We start from the raw sequence: 13,316 nt of genomic DNA, 5'->3' as shown, positions 1-13,316 counted from the left end.
CGGTAGTGCCGTGCTACTCACGAACCTTCAACGAATCGAGCCAATTCATGCGATAGATTTGCCATTGGACCACGGCGTGAGCCAACAGCGTGAACGATAAGGCGGTCGCAAAGACGGAAATCCAGATCCAAGACGCCGTGACCACAGGAAAACGAATCAAGTCTTGATCGACCATCTGAACCATTAAGTGAATCAAGAAGTATCCTACCGGAATCCCCAGCACCGCACCGATGGTGTTGATCACGAGGCTTTCTCGTAAGAAAAGCAACCCGATCTCCCAGCGGGTATAGCCCATCGCTCCCATTGTGGCGACTTCTCGTTGCCGCTCGGAAAGATTCACCAACGACGCATTGAGCACGTTGCCAAAGAATATCGTTCCGGCGAACACCACGATGATTCCGATCGAGATGTTTTGATTTTCGATGATCGTATCTCGCATGTTCTTAATCAGTTCCAAGCGAGAGTTAATCGCTTCCATCGCCGGCATCTGTTTCAAGCTCAGGTAGAGTTCGCGCTGGGCGTGGTCGGCTTGATTGATCTTGAGCTGTGCGCCGCTCATCGCGAACGACTCATCCCGAATGCGGCAGAGATACTCCATGTCGGCGTAAACATTCAAACCAAACTGGCTATCGCTGATCGCCGCCACAGGAACGTGCAGCGGATTGCGGCGACCTGACTTTGGGCGTATTTCGACGATGTCTCCCACGCGTAGCTGCAAGTGGTCGGCCAGGCGGCGCTCCATCACCAAGCCGACACTGGGAATCGCAATCCGCCGTTTGGCTTCGTCGGTCGGTACGGTCAATTGCGCGTCAGGCAAGATGCCGTTGATCGCCCCTTGGCGCTTGTAAGGGCCGTTCACGAAATCACACGCGAGATTGAACTGCGGTTCCACCAAGTCGACCCCCGGCAGGTGCGAAAGGTCGTACCAGGCCTGGCGGTCGAGGGCGTCTTTGAAGGTCAACTCGATGTCGCTGCGATTGCGGCGTTCGAATTCGTCGCGGATGAAGTACTCCGTCGCTTCCATCATCATCAAACCGCTGACCAAGATGCCGGCCCCCACGGTGCCTGCGAATAACGCAATTGTTGTGCGGGAACGTTGCCGAATCATCGAACGAATCGTCACCCGCCAACCGGGCGATAGCTGATTCCAAATTAGCGTGATCCTTTCTACCAGGACCCGTCCTCCTTTGGCTGGCGGTTCTGGACGCATTGCTTCGGCTGGCTGCAAGAGAAGCATCTGCCGGGCTCCATACAGACTGCCGAGCACCGCGCACACGATACTAACGCTCCAACCGATCAAATGCGTTTGCAGAAAGAATCCGTTTCGCAAGTCGGGAAATTGAAAGAACTGTTGATATTGAGCCAGCATCATCCAAGTCAGCAGCGTACCGATCCCGCTCGCAAGCATCCCCGCGATCAAACCCACTACCGCTCCAAACTTCAGGAAGTGCCAGAAGATCGTAGCATCGCTGTAGCCGATTGCTTTCAGCGTGCCGATGGTGGTCCTCTGTTGTCGGGCCAAACGGGTCATTAGCACGTTTAAAATGGCAGCCGCTACCGCCAGAAACATGCCTGGCAGAACGGTTGCCATGTTGCTTAGTTGGTCGATCTCGTTGCTGACGAAATAGTTCGAGGTGAAGTCCTTCAGCAAGGTCGCGCTGATGAAGCCAGACGATTCCAACCGCCGTTCGGCCAAGTCGAGTACGGCCTGACGGTCGTTGCCAATCCCAGGCGTAAAGTGCCCAACGACCTGATTGGCGGCTCCTTCAAAGTCGAACAGTTCTTCCATCTGCCGACGAGGCAAATAGAAGACGCCGAAGTTCTCGGGGTCTGGCGTTAAGCTGCCAGGACCGATCAGGTAGGTAAACTCGGCACTGATGGCCGTCCCCACGATCAGAAACTCTTCGCGGCGGTTGTTCAGCAGCAAATGAATCTTCTGCCCTGGATGCAGGCGATTGGCCTCGGCGAACTTGTCGTTGACAATCACCTCTGGCTCGCCCCGGTCTGAGAAATAATCTCCTCGGATCAAGACAATATCATTCGTCACCGGCTGCCGCTGATCGGGCAGCGAGATCACGGTGCCGTTTAAAGGGCGGATGCGTTGTTCGATATCGACGGTAACGGGAAATTGAATGCGATCGCGCCAGTTACGAATGCCTGGTATGTCTTGTAGAACCTCTAATTCGGCCAGCGGTGCCTTCTTCAAATCAATCCAAAAATCGGCCATACGACACTGGCGATAGTAACGGTCTTTGGCGGCTTGCATGTTGGTGAAGGTCGACTGCATGCCAACCAGCAAGCCGGTACCGAGCATCATGATACTGATGATGGCAATCAACAGACCTCGGGCTGCAATCAAGTCGCGGAGAAGTTTGCGATTCAAGATGCTCACCAGACAATCTCCGCTGGCGGCTTGGGCTGAGCATTCACTTGCACGTTGACAATCTCGCCGCTACGCAAGTGAATCACGCGATGCGCCACATCGGCCAAGGCGGTGTTGTGGGTGATGATTAAGATGGTCGTCCCCAAGTCACGATTAAACTGCAGCAGCAGTTCGAGCGCGCTAATTCCGGTGGTGAAGTCGAGCGCTCCGGTTGGTTCGTCGCAGAGCAGTAGCTTCGGGTTTTTCACTACGGCCCGCGCAATTGCCACGCGTTGTTGTTCGCCACCGGAAAGCTGCGCAGGGAAATGGTGCATCCGCTCGGCCAGACCCACCTTGGCCAGCATCTCTTCAGCATCGAGCGGCTTACTGGCCAACTGGGCAGCGGCCAGCACGTTTTCGAGCGCCGTTAAGTTGGGCACAAGGTTATAGAACTGAAACACGAACCCGACGTGCTGGCGGCGGTATCGCGTCAGCTGGCTGGCAGAAACCTTCGCCAGATCGGTCCCTTCAAACAGAATCTGCCCGGCGGTTGGCTGATCGAGCCCGCCGATCAGGTTTAAGATCGTCGACTTGCCCGAACCACTCGGCCCGACCATCGCCAAGACTTCGCCGTCGTAAATATCGAACGAAAGATCTCGCAAGACCTCGACTTCGACTTCCCCCATGGTGAACGTGCGATTGACATCGCGTACCTTCAGCACGGCGTTGGGGGATAAGTCGTTTTCGTCGGCTGGTTCCTCTTCGTTCATTCCACCATGTGGGGCTGGGGAAACGGAGTTGTTATAACCTAACGGATGCGTAAAACGAACGGTGAAGTTTTACTTTCGAGAGAGATAATCTACGAGTATAGGTTCTAGGATAGTCGAATTCTGGGTAAACATTCGACAGGTGCCTAAATTTCCAGGGGGAATTAGCGAATGGTTAATTTGAAGAGCTTGTATCCCCTGCCCGCCTGATAAATGAGAGCCGACCCTTGAACCCTGACCAGCCAAACGCAGACGATATTGCAGCAACCACAGACGATTCTGGCATGCCCCCGTTCACGCTGCGAATGCTGCTGGTGTGGGTGGCCATTTGTGCGGTGCTAATCGAGTTCTGGCGTCAAGGAAATTCCCGCTCTGAAGATTTGGCTTGGGACAGCCTGGTGGGAATTAAATTGGTCATTTGGAGCGCCGGGCTGAGTGGTTTGGGCCTGCGCATTTGGTGGTGGAAGCAAGGACGAAACATCCCCTGGCAGCCAGGGCATTGGCTGTTGTGCTTGGTTGGGTGCGTTGGATTGTCGCCGATTTTATCGAAGCTTGTGCTCGAGATTTTTTGGCGAATCGATCCTTATCCCAATCCCGTTGGTCTACTGATTCAGCAGAGCTTTCCTTACGTGTTTTTATTGGCCGCAGTGCTGGCGATCTGGGGCGTAATCTTCTTTGCTCCCATGCGGCATGTGTGGACTTTGGCGCTTTTTCCCGAAGCAATCACCCGTTCGTTATCGCTGGTGTTGGAGCTTTACTTTGCGATCTTCCAGCCGCTACTAATTCCCTCGGGAAGTACAACCTACACGGTTGTGATATGGGGTTACGGCATAATCTCCACGATCAGCCCCTTGCCGATTTTGATTCTAGCTCTGTGGGACGGCGTGATGAACGAACAGCCTCGCGATTGGATGCACTGGGCCGGCGTTGCGGCGTGGAGCCTTTTGATGCTTTATCCGTACCTGGCGGCCGTCGTCTTGCTGCTCGGCATCCAATAACAGGCAATACTTTACCGTCGTGGTTCCACTCCGTGCAACTTACGCACGAAGAAATCACGCGTCCGCCGCATGCCGTAGCTGCCACTGCCGATTCCGTGACCGGCGCCCGGGACCACCAGCAGGTCGAAATCTTTGTTGGCCTTGACCAGGGCATTCACCACCTGCATGGTGCTGGCTGGGTCGACGTTGGTATCGAGCTCGCCGACGATCAAAAACAAATCACCTTGCAGCTTATGAGCGTTGGTGACGTTCGATTGTTCTTCGTAATGCTTGCCGATTGGCCACCCCATCCACTGTTCGTTCCACCAGATTTTGTCCATCCGGTTGTCGTGACAGCCGCAATCGGCGACGGCTGCGTCGTAGAAATCACCGTGCGAAAGCATCGCCCCCAGCGCGCTTTGCCCGCCAGCCGAACCACCATAGATGCCGACCTTGTCGAGGTCCATACTGGGGAACTTCTCAGCCGCAGCTTGCATCCATAAGATACGATCAGGGAAGCCACTATCGGCCAGGTTCTGCCAGCAGACATCTTGAAACGCCTTGCTGCGGAAATTGGTTCCCATACCATCCATCTGCACCACGATGAAACCAAGCTCGGCCATTTCGCGGCATTGGCTGCGCGGCGAGAACTGCTTCGGCACAAACGCCCCGTGCGGTCCGGCATAGATGTATTCGATCACCGGATACTTCTTGGCCGGGTCGTAATTGGTGGGGAAGTAAATCACACCGTAAATGTCGGTCTTCCCATCGCGGGCCTTGGCGGTGAAACGCTCGGTCGGTTTCCAGCCGGTTTCCAGCAGGGCGGATTGATCGGCCTGCTCCAATTCGCAAACCAGCGAACCATCTTCCACCTTTCGTAATGTGTGGACTGGCGGCAGGTCGACGCGCGAGTACTTATCGATCAAGTAGCGATGATCAGGCGAATAGTCGATTCTGTGCGTACCGTCTCCTTCGGTAAGTACCGTCAAGTCGCTACCATCGAAATTTACGCGGCAATGATGGATGTAGTAAGGATCTTGCCCCGGTACAATCCCACCGGCGGTGAACCAGATCTGGCGTTTCTCAGGATCGATTTGTTCTACTTCCCGCACTACCCATTCGCCACTGGTGATCGGGTTCTTCACTTCCGCGGTCTCGGCATCAATCAGGTAAAGGTGATTCCAACCGCTTCGTTCCGACATCCAAACCAGTTCGTCGCTTTCTTCCAGTTCGTCCAGGTAAACTTTGTTGGTGTAGTCGATGAACGTCGGACTCACTTCGTCGATTAGCGTCCGCACGGTGCCATCAGGCTGGATGGCCAGCAGCCGCATTACTTGGTGCCCGCGCTGATTGAACAGAAAGCGGAACTCGCCACTATCAGCGGTCCAGTGCAAACGGGAAAGATCCCAAGGGTTCTCGAACAAGCTGCTATCAACCGGGATCTCTTCCCCCTTTTCCATATCGAACAGACGGGGACGATCGATATCGAGCTTGTCTCCTGGCTTGGCGTAGCTGTGTTCGTGCAGTTTGGGTTGCAGTTGATCTTTCGGCGAAGACTCGACCATATAGATATGCCGGTCGTCCCCTGGGGTGACTTGCATGGCGATCAAGTATCGCGAGTCAGGCGACCAATAGAATCGATCGTTCATGTACTTATCGCTGGTACCGTCTTCGGTCAAACGAGTGGTTTCGTCGGTTTTGGTATTCTTAACGACCAGGTTGTGGTCTTTGATGGAAGCGGTCCACGTTCCATCTAGCGAAGTTCGAGTGATGCGGCGTGGTCCGCCGAAATTACCCCGACCGCGGCCTCGACGGGGCAGGTCCCATACCGTTTTGCCGTCGATCTTTACATGATTTTCGCCGTCGCTCGCTTCGTACAATGCCATCGCCTGGCCGCGCTGATTCAAGACGAGCCAGACGTGCCCGACGAACGTGCGCTGTTGGAAATCGTCGTTCGCTTCTAGGTCTTCGTAGTGCTGAGGCCGGCCATCGCGGTTGACCCAAAACACGCGGATCGTTTCCGGCGAATTGTTTTGAATTACCAGCTTTACTTCGCCCCCTTTATCGAGCGAAGGGTAAGGCCTCCGACCGATCTGATCGTTGGTGAGAACAGACGCACCCCCTTCCAGTTTGCTCAGCTTGTTTGCAGTACGCTGATATTGATAAGCCTGATCGCCGACACGGAACGTTACCAATTGCAGGTCGTCGGAAAAGGAAATCGCCTGGAAGGGTAACGTCTCAGCGGTGATTGGTCGCCCGAGTTCCTCGGCAAGCTGCTGGGCCAGTTGGGCATGATCGAAGGCCGGTTCCCGTTTGCCAGCGGCGGCATCGACCAACACGAACTCGTGTTGCTGCGGGCCACTGTTCACGCGATACCAGAAGAAGTCGTTCTCGCCGAACCAGTGCGGGACGACGTTGTCGCGAAAGACTTTGCCTTGAGCAGCGCGGGCAACTTGTTCCATTCGCTGATAATCTTCGGCCGTCCCTTGCGCCAGCAGGGGCGAGACCAAACAAAACGAACAAAGGCCAAGTAAAACGGTGCGGAAAAATGACATCATTTCGAAATCGCCGATAAAGATTAAATTGGGGGCATTTCCATCTTAAAAGCGATTTTTCGCGGAGCAATCGCTTTCGCGTCTCTGAAACGGACAACTTCTGGAGGTTGGTTTATTTCTGCAAGGAAAAGTGGAAAATAGCACAAATTTCCGTCATGCTGAGATAACTTTTTTTCGCGCTGAGAAGTCGCCGATGGAAAAAATCCACTCAAGCAATAGCGCTCCGCCCAGGCTTTCCCTGCTCGATTTGTTCGTGTGGACAACCCTGGCGGCGGCGGTCTGCGTGTTGTGAGGGCTCGGATCTGGTGTTGTTTGCGATTTACCAAGCTTAGTTGGAAGGGATTTTTCTGTTGAGAGAAATTGAACCGCAAGTAAAAACACCCATTCAGCTGTCGCTCTTAGATCTTTTCGCTGCAACCGCCGCGATTGCCGTGGTGTTGTGGCTGAATCGTCTCGGCAATTCGTCCAGTTCACTATCGTTGTCCACCTTCATTGCATTAACAACTTCGCTTACGCAAGCCACCGGCATGTGGGCGTGCTGGTACTTTGCCTGGCGGTGGTGGCGAAAGGTCCCCATCGACTTTCAACCGGGGCACTGGTTGTTATGCCTGCTAGGAATATTGTTCGTGTTGCTGGTTATCGACCGGCGTTTGCAAAGCTGGCTCTTCGTATCGTTCGATACGGTCACGGAAGACGTGCTGACGACCATGAGCTATCTGTTTCTTGTTGTCGCCCTGCGTCACCTGTTGTTTCTGGCGGCTGGATTGATCTTGCCGGTAAGGTGGCCATGGCGAATCTTGCTCCTTTCCCCGTTTTTGGAAATGGTAGCGTTCTTATTTTTGTTCTATGCCATGCATTCGATGGCGAGTACCCCGTCCCTTCCGCCACATCTCCGTTTGTCATTTACGATGAGATCGGCGGATCTGGCGGGGCAGGTCGGGACTAGCTTGAGAGTTCTCTTGTTGATTGGCCTAACGATTTGGGATCGCCTGACGACACCTACCACGCGCGATTGGCTGCACTGGGTCGGCTGCGTGATGACGTTTTTGTATTTCACGCTGACGTTGTTGGTCCGGCTGAGACTGTTTGCTTTTTGAACGGGGAGGAACTGCTTGTGGAAGAGCACGCTGCCCAGGGCCAGCTAACACTATCGTTGCGTGATCTCTTCGTGTGGACTTTCCTTTGTGGGTTGATGATCGGAGCGGAACGATTCAGTACCCCGTGGCTTGAACCGAGTGAAATTCATTTCGCCTTGTGGGCTGCACAAATGATCAAAGCACTGTGCTTGGGAACAGGGTTGTTTGCCTTCTATCGATTCTCTCGACAACCCAAGGAGGCGATGTTCAGCACGTGGCAACCAGGGCATTGGCTGTTATGTCTGATCGGAGTGCTTGCCCCGTGGCATTTATTGAACGTCGCGTGGGATTACCACTATTACTGTTTTCAAACGCCGGCGCCGTTCGGAGAGTTTCAGATCTATTTCGTGGTCAGCGGGTGCCTGACAATCACTGCATGGATCGCCCTGCTTGGCGTGGGGTTGCTGCTACCGGTTCGACCGCGGTACTGGTGGATAATGTTATTTCGGTTTACGGTCTTCTTAGGGATGATCATTTATGCCCAGATCTGGACGGCCTTTGATTCTACTTTTCCTGGTCTGAGCCTCTTGCTGCGATGGTTTCCCTGGAATTACCCGTTGGGATTGGCGTATCTGATCGTGCTGAGCATCCTTGATGGTTGGCAAAATGGTCGTCACCGTGATGCGGTCCATTGGATCGGCATTTTGGCCATGGGGGCGTGGTTTCTGCCGGAAGCGATCCGCGTGATTGGCAAAACATTTTTTGGTTGAAACTAGTGCTTTGCCAAACTCGGTCTGAGCGGTGCCAAGTTCACGTCTTCGTGGGCATGCTGATGAAGACGACGACCCCCAATCGGTCCCTGTCCAATCAGGATAGTCTGCTAGTCGTCATCTGTGGTAGGCACCGTCACCAGCGCCCCGCCGTAGCTCCGCAGAGTGCGGTGGGTGACGTAGATACCAAGCAGAGAAACGAATTCTAACAGCAGCAGCAACAGGATCGATTCTAATTTGATGGAAAACGCCCCTTCGACATTCATTTCCATGATCGCGCCGATCACCGGCACGACCAGCAACGTTACGCCTCCGATCCACCATCCCAGCCACGCCAGACGATGCTTGGCGGTCAGCAGGAAAATGCCTCCGGCTGCGACGCAGTTTCCCAACATTACGGCTACCGGGACGGTCATTTCCAAACTGAGCGCACGAGAACGAACTAGCCAACTGTTCGGGTAGAACCACCGCAGCCAGTAGATCAAACCAAGCGAGAACACGACCGGAATGATAAATTTCATGCACGAAGCGAACACGTTCCGTACGGATCGCCGAGAGCTAATCGCCAGCAAAAGGGTATCGACCAGGGCCGTCATAGTCAGCGCGCCCAGGCAAAGCGGGATGAACGGAAAGACCGGATCATAGGCAACCAGCACTAATTCGCCGTACAGCCCAGCAAACAGCAGCGTCCCCAAGACCGACCGCACCACAATATGCCCGCTGCCTGCCGCGACCCAGTACGCCAGCACAAACCCTTGCAGCGTCACCAAGATCACCAAGTCCGCTTCGTCCCCCGGCTGCGGCGCCCCTGAGGCATGCGCCCACTTGTAAATCGTCAGCCCCACTGACGAACAAACCACGGCTCCGACAAGCAAGGTAGAAAGCAAACTCAGCACCGACCACGGTTTGGGTCGCGTCGGATCAAACGCCGCTGCCGCAGCTTCTTCTTCGTGCTGGGGGGAAACATACGGGTTGGTCTCGTGCATGTTCATTCAGGTCGAACCAACTCTGCCGCCATGCGGGCGGTGCTGTTGGGGTGCGTGTTCAATAGCTGAGCGCTCGCCTCGATTGTTTTCTCGGCCAAAGTGTTATACTTCTCCGCTTCGGCGGGAACCAGCTTGGCGAAGGTTTTTAAGTTGCCGACCGCGACCGCGTTGCCTGACGGTAAGGCGCTGTCGGAAAACAATTTACCCCGCACGATCAAGTTCGAGTTGTCGTCAGGCGTGAAGAAGTAGCCGCCAGCTTCGTCGCCGAAGTGCTGCTCTTGGATGGCTTGCAGTGCTACCGCTTCGTCAAGCCAACGCTGCTCGCCGGTGGCTTGGTGCAAGGCCAGCAGCCCTTCAATCAGCATCGCGTAGTCGTCGAGGTACGCGCTGGGATGTTCGGCCTTGGTATCCGGCGTGCGAAGCAGGCGACCTTCCTTCGTGCGGGCCGTCTTCAGCAAATGGTCGGCGGCCTTCGCGGCGGCAGCCGTGTAGCGTGGTTCGTGCAACGTCTCCCCTGCCCTAGCCAGGCCGGTGATCATGAGCCCGTTCCAACTGGTGATGACCTTCTGATCGAGAAACGGCCGATTACGCTGCTTCCGGATAGCCAAGAGCGAAGCTTTCAACTGTGCCAACTTGTCCGCTTCCGGCGCCCCATGGAACTGCGGCACGTAATACTTGTCGTCGAAGTTGGGCTGGCCGCTCATTCCGAATGCTTGTTCTGCCAAGCGAAGCTGGTCGGCGGTCAATTCTTTCTGCAACTCTTCCGGCGTGAAACGATAGTAGGCCCCTTCTTCGCCGTCCGAGTCGGCATCGAGCGCGCTATAGAACTGGCCTTCCGGCCCGGTCATTTCAGCCAGGACGAAATCGGCCACATCGCGGGCCACGGCGGCGAACTTTGGTTCGTCCAGCGACACGGAAGCGGCCGCATAAATCGGCAACAACTGGGCGTTGTCGTACAGCATCTTCTCGAAGTGGGGGATCTGCCAATGCCGGTCGGTGCTGTAACGATGGAAGCCGCCAGCGACTTGATCGTGAATACCTCCAGCGGCCATCTTTTCCAAGGTTAGCTTCAGCATGTTGCCAGCCGCAGCATCGCCCCACGCTTGCCGCCGCGCGAGGTACGTCAGGTACGAAGGCTGCGGGAACTTGGCAATGTTGGGATTGTTCTCGTCGAAGTCGAACCCACCGAAGCGGGCATCGAACTCGTCTTCCAATTGTTCGTCGAAGGTTCGCAAAATCGAATCCTTCTCGGCCAAAGCTGGCGGAAGCAGGGGACGTCCCATCACCTGCTTCAGGGCACGGGTGATCGAATCGCCGGCGTCGTGCAATTGTTGCGGCTCCGTTTGCCAAACCTGGGCAATTCGTTTGGCCAGCGTCAAAAAGCCAGGAACCAGGCCGACGCCTTGGTTGTCAGGCAACTCCACTTCGCGATCTTCCGGCGGAAGATAGGTCGTACCGAAGAACGGTTTGCCATCAGGCGTCAGAAAGACATTCAGCGGCCAACCTCCGCTGCGCGACATGACCTGGACGGCCAGCATGTAAACCGCATCGACATCGGGGCGTTCTTCCCGATCGACTTTCACGCAGACGAAATGCTCGTTCAGGAAAGCGGCGATCTTCGGATCGGAAAAGCTCTCTTTCTCCATCACGTGGCACCAGTGGCAACTGGCGTAACCAATCGAGACAAAGATCGGCTTGTTCTCCTTCTTCGCCCTGGCCAGGGCATCTTCTCCCCACGGGTACCAATCGACCGGGTTCTCGGCGTGCATCTGCAAATAGGCACTGGTCTCCAGCCGCAAACGGTTCTTGGTGGGGGCCTCTTCGGCATGGATAGAAACGGCCGCGATTAGCGCCAAGAAAGGAGCCAGGCAAGCGAATATCTTCATGAGAGTTGGCCTTGAGGTGGGATGCCGGAACGGGGATCATTCCCTTGAGAATAGGCGATTCCCATTCGGAAAGCGAGCAGCAAGAGAGCAACCTACTATGTCGCAACCCTATTTCATCGAATGCCCAGGCTGCCTCGCCACGGTCGATTCGCGCAATCCCGTTTGTGCCGGCTGTGGTCGTTGCTTGGGTTGTGGCCGATTACGGGCGGAAGTCTACCAAGTGTGTCCGCAGTGCCAAGTGAAGATCTGCCAATGCTGCGGGCGATGTGCAGCGTGCGGCAAAGTCCGCTACTCGGCCATCCGCCTTCCGTGTGAATGTGGTTTCGCAGGTGGCGAGATTGGTTAGCAGTCAGTTGAATTTCTCGACGTACCTCTTGGATATGCCTGCGGATTCACGCGTTGCCCTCTGCCCATGCTCAAGAAATCGCTCTCGAAGCAGGAAATTAACAGCCTACTAGGATGAAAACTCATGGAACAAGTAATCAAATGCCCTGATTGTGACGTCTCGATGGTGAAGGGGTTCATACCGGACAGAGGATACGGCGAGCTTCAACAGGCACGTTGGTTCCCGGGAAACGCAACGTTTGGTACTTGCCTCAAGTTCTATTGGTTCGAGCCCAAAGGAACGCGATTGATTACCTCGTACTGCTGCCCGCAGTGCGGCTTGCTGCGCTCGTATGCCCATCCCCGAGCAAATTAATTCCGCTTGTCTCGCCGTCTCCCCATTTGGTAGCCTGCCGCGAAAGCAATTCTGGGGGCCCAACGGGAGAGAACGATGATGGCACGAAGATTGTTGACGATCACAATTGTGTTGGCCTGGTCGCTGACTGCCCTACCGACACAAAAGTTGCTGGCAGCCGAGAACCTGCCGGACCTACGAGGTGTCCCAATGATCGTGTATGGATTGGGATCTCCTCAGATGGTCTATAGCCATCACCAGATTTCCAACATGGTTAAGCGACTTTGCGGCCTTTCCGGTAATCGCTTGCAAGAGACAACGATGTTGGCTGAGCCTAAAGTCGATTATTCCACACTATCTCCATGTGGACCGATGTTTATTGAAGAGGAGGAAACCAGGCTCGGATTCACTCCTTGAATTCTCTTGCGAAGCAGTTTGATGCTATACGTGATGTTAATCCACTGGGTCGCCGACTTTCTTTGTCAAAGTCGGTGGATGGCCGAGAATAAGAGCTCGAACCTGGGGGCGCTTTCGGCCCATGTCGGAACGTACACGGCGGTCTTGGGGATCTGCTGCTTGCCGCTGCTGGGAATCGCGCCGGGGATTGGGTTTGCCCTGGCCAACGGGGTGCTTCACTTCGTGGTCGATTTCATCACCAGCCGCATCACGTCTTATTTCTACAAGCGGCAAAACATGCACGCTTTCTTCGCCACGGTCGGCTTCGATCAGTACCTGCACTTTGTTTGCTTGTGGGTGACGTTCTACTATTTCTATGCCGATTGATTGCTAGCGAAAGCCACACCCCTAACTTCTCTTGTTTCAGATCCCCTCTTTGGGTATTCATCGCCTTCTTGGCAAATAGCGAATGAGGATTCCGCTTTACTCGGTACCCCAAACAGAGCGTTCATGAAATGAAACGTGGTAATCTAACGCAACGAGTGTTACTACTGGTTGGTCTGCTGCTTCTAACCGCCAATACTGGCTGCGCGGTATCGGACTTGCTGTTCGGGGCTTTCGGAGGAGGCTACTCCGGCGGCGGCGAAACGATGCGGGAAAAGCGGTACGACTACGACCAGCAGATCCAATCCTCGCAAGGCATCGATTACTAACACCATCACAAGCTTCACACTATGCGGCGTGAAGCCTGCTGGTCGCACATGAAAGTAAACCTCTCTGAGTGGTGGCTACCGCACTTTTTGCTTGCTAAAATGCAGCAAAGATTCTGCTTTCAAGTGACAAGTTGACCGAACAATGGCCC

At 54.9% G+C, this 13,316-nt stretch carries 12 protein-coding genes; 7 read left to right on the top strand and 5 right to left on the bottom strand.

What is annotated here, in order from left to right:
* Positions 1-13: 13 nt before the first annotated feature.
* Positions 14-2,383 (bottom strand): ABC transporter permease, encoded by a 2,370-nt coding sequence (locus DTL42_RS07435; RefSeq protein WP_158545275.1) that lies wholly within the window; start codon positions 2,381-2,383, stop codon positions 14-16.
* A gap of 5 nt (positions 2,384-2,388) precedes the next feature.
* Positions 2,389-3,132: an ABC transporter ATP-binding protein gene (locus tag DTL42_RS07430; RefSeq protein ID WP_114368089.1), complete on the bottom strand. Its 744-nt coding sequence runs from the start codon at positions 3,130-3,132 to the stop codon at positions 2,389-2,391.
* Positions 3,133-3,413: 281 nt separating this feature from the next.
* On the opposite strand from DTL42_RS07430, the gene DTL42_RS07425 reads away from it, so the two are divergent.
* A complete protein-coding gene (locus DTL42_RS07425) occupies positions 3,414-4,127 on the top strand; it encodes a hypothetical protein (RefSeq protein WP_147274195.1) in 714 nt (237 codons plus the stop codon).
* An 11-nt stretch (positions 4,128-4,138) separates the two neighbouring features.
* Here DTL42_RS07425 and DTL42_RS07420 read toward each other — a convergent pair whose 3' ends face one another.
* Positions 4,139-6,664 carry a prolyl oligopeptidase family serine peptidase gene (locus DTL42_RS07420; RefSeq protein ID WP_114368087.1) on the bottom strand — a complete coding sequence of 842 codons (2,526 nt, stop codon included), beginning with the start codon at positions 6,662-6,664 and terminating at the stop codon, positions 4,139-4,141.
* Positions 6,665-7,011: 347 nt separating this feature from the next.
* Here DTL42_RS07420 and DTL42_RS07415 point away from each other — a divergent pair, with 347 nt between their 5' ends.
* Both DTL42_RS07415 and DTL42_RS07410 read left to right on the top strand, forming a co-directional pair.
* The gene (locus DTL42_RS07415) at positions 7,012-7,758 is read left to right on the top strand and encodes a hypothetical protein (protein WP_147274194.1); all 747 of its coding nucleotides are present in this window, start codon (positions 7,012-7,014) and stop codon (positions 7,756-7,758) included.
* Between the two features lie 17 nt (positions 7,759-7,775).
* On the top strand, positions 7,776-8,507 hold the full coding sequence (locus DTL42_RS07410) for a hypothetical protein (RefSeq protein ID WP_114368085.1): 732 nt from the start codon (positions 7,776-7,778) through the stop codon (positions 8,505-8,507).
* A gap of 110 nt (positions 8,508-8,617) precedes the next feature.
* Here DTL42_RS07410 and DTL42_RS07405 read toward each other — a convergent pair whose 3' ends face one another.
* A complete protein-coding gene (locus DTL42_RS07405) occupies positions 8,618-9,499 on the bottom strand; it encodes a hypothetical protein (protein ID WP_147274193.1) in 882 nt (293 codons plus the stop codon).
* A complete protein-coding gene (locus DTL42_RS07400) occupies positions 9,496-11,379 on the bottom strand; it encodes a thioredoxin domain-containing protein (protein ID WP_114368083.1) in 1,884 nt (627 codons plus the stop codon). Before DTL42_RS07400 ends, DTL42_RS07405 begins: the two co-directional genes overlap by 4 nt.
* Positions 11,380-11,476: 97 nt before the next feature.
* On the opposite strand from DTL42_RS07400, the gene DTL42_RS25965 reads away from it, so the two are divergent.
* The 4 genes from DTL42_RS25965 (at position 11,477) to DTL42_RS07385 (ending at position 13,167) form a co-directional block, all read left to right on the top strand.
* Positions 11,477-11,725: a hypothetical protein gene (locus DTL42_RS25965; RefSeq protein WP_147274192.1), complete on the top strand. Its 249-nt coding sequence runs from the start codon at positions 11,477-11,479 to the stop codon at positions 11,723-11,725.
* A 429-nt stretch (positions 11,726-12,154) separates the two neighbouring features.
* Positions 12,155-12,475 (top strand): hypothetical protein, encoded by a 321-nt coding sequence (locus DTL42_RS07395; protein ID WP_114368082.1) that lies wholly within the window; start codon positions 12,155-12,157, stop codon positions 12,473-12,475.
* Positions 12,476-12,496: 21 nt separating this feature from the next.
* A complete protein-coding gene (locus tag DTL42_RS07390) occupies positions 12,497-12,841 on the top strand; it encodes a DUF3307 domain-containing protein (RefSeq protein ID WP_114368081.1) in 345 nt (114 codons plus the stop codon).
* Between the two features lie 128 nt (positions 12,842-12,969).
* Complete coding sequence (locus DTL42_RS07385) at positions 12,970-13,167, top strand: hypothetical protein (RefSeq protein ID WP_114368080.1); 198 nt, start codon at positions 12,970-12,972, stop codon at positions 13,165-13,167.
* The last annotated feature ends 149 nt before the right edge of the window (positions 13,168-13,316 follow it).

It is taken from the genome of Bremerella cremea, assembly GCF_003335505.1.
GTDB lineage: Bacteria > Planctomycetota > Planctomycetia > Pirellulales > Pirellulaceae > Bremerella > Bremerella cremea_A.
This window is presented reverse-complemented; position numbering and strand designations above follow the sequence as displayed.

Excerpts from the sequence above, each read along its gene's own strand:
- DTL42_RS07420 (WP_114368087.1), bottom strand. The coding sequence starts at position 6,664 with ATGATGTCATTTTTCCGCACCGTTTTACTTGGCCTTTGTTCGTTTTGT.
- DTL42_RS07400 (WP_114368083.1), bottom strand. The coding sequence starts at position 11,379 with ATGAAGATATTCGCTTGCCTGGCTCCTTTCTTGGCGCTAATCGCGGCC.
- DTL42_RS25965 (WP_147274192.1), top strand. The coding sequence starts at position 11,477 with ATGTCGCAACCCTATTTCATCGAATGCCCAGGCTGCCTCGCCACGGTC.
- DTL42_RS07425 (WP_147274195.1), top strand. The coding sequence starts at position 3,414 with ATGCCCCCGTTCACGCTGCGAATGCTGCTGGTGTGGGTGGCCATTTGT.
- DTL42_RS07390 (WP_114368081.1), top strand. The coding sequence starts at position 12,497 with ATGCTATACGTGATGTTAATCCACTGGGTCGCCGACTTTCTTTGTCAA.
- DTL42_RS07430 (WP_114368089.1), bottom strand. The coding sequence starts at position 3,132 with ATGAACGAAGAGGAACCAGCCGACGAAAACGACTTATCCCCCAACGCC.
- DTL42_RS07385 (WP_114368080.1), top strand. The coding sequence starts at position 12,970 with ATGAAACGTGGTAATCTAACGCAACGAGTGTTACTACTGGTTGGTCTG.
- DTL42_RS07395 (WP_114368082.1), top strand. The coding sequence starts at position 12,155 with ATGATGGCACGAAGATTGTTGACGATCACAATTGTGTTGGCCTGGTCG.
- DTL42_RS07405 (WP_147274193.1), bottom strand. The coding sequence starts at position 9,499 with ATGAACATGCACGAGACCAACCCGTATGTTTCCCCCCAGCACGAAGAA.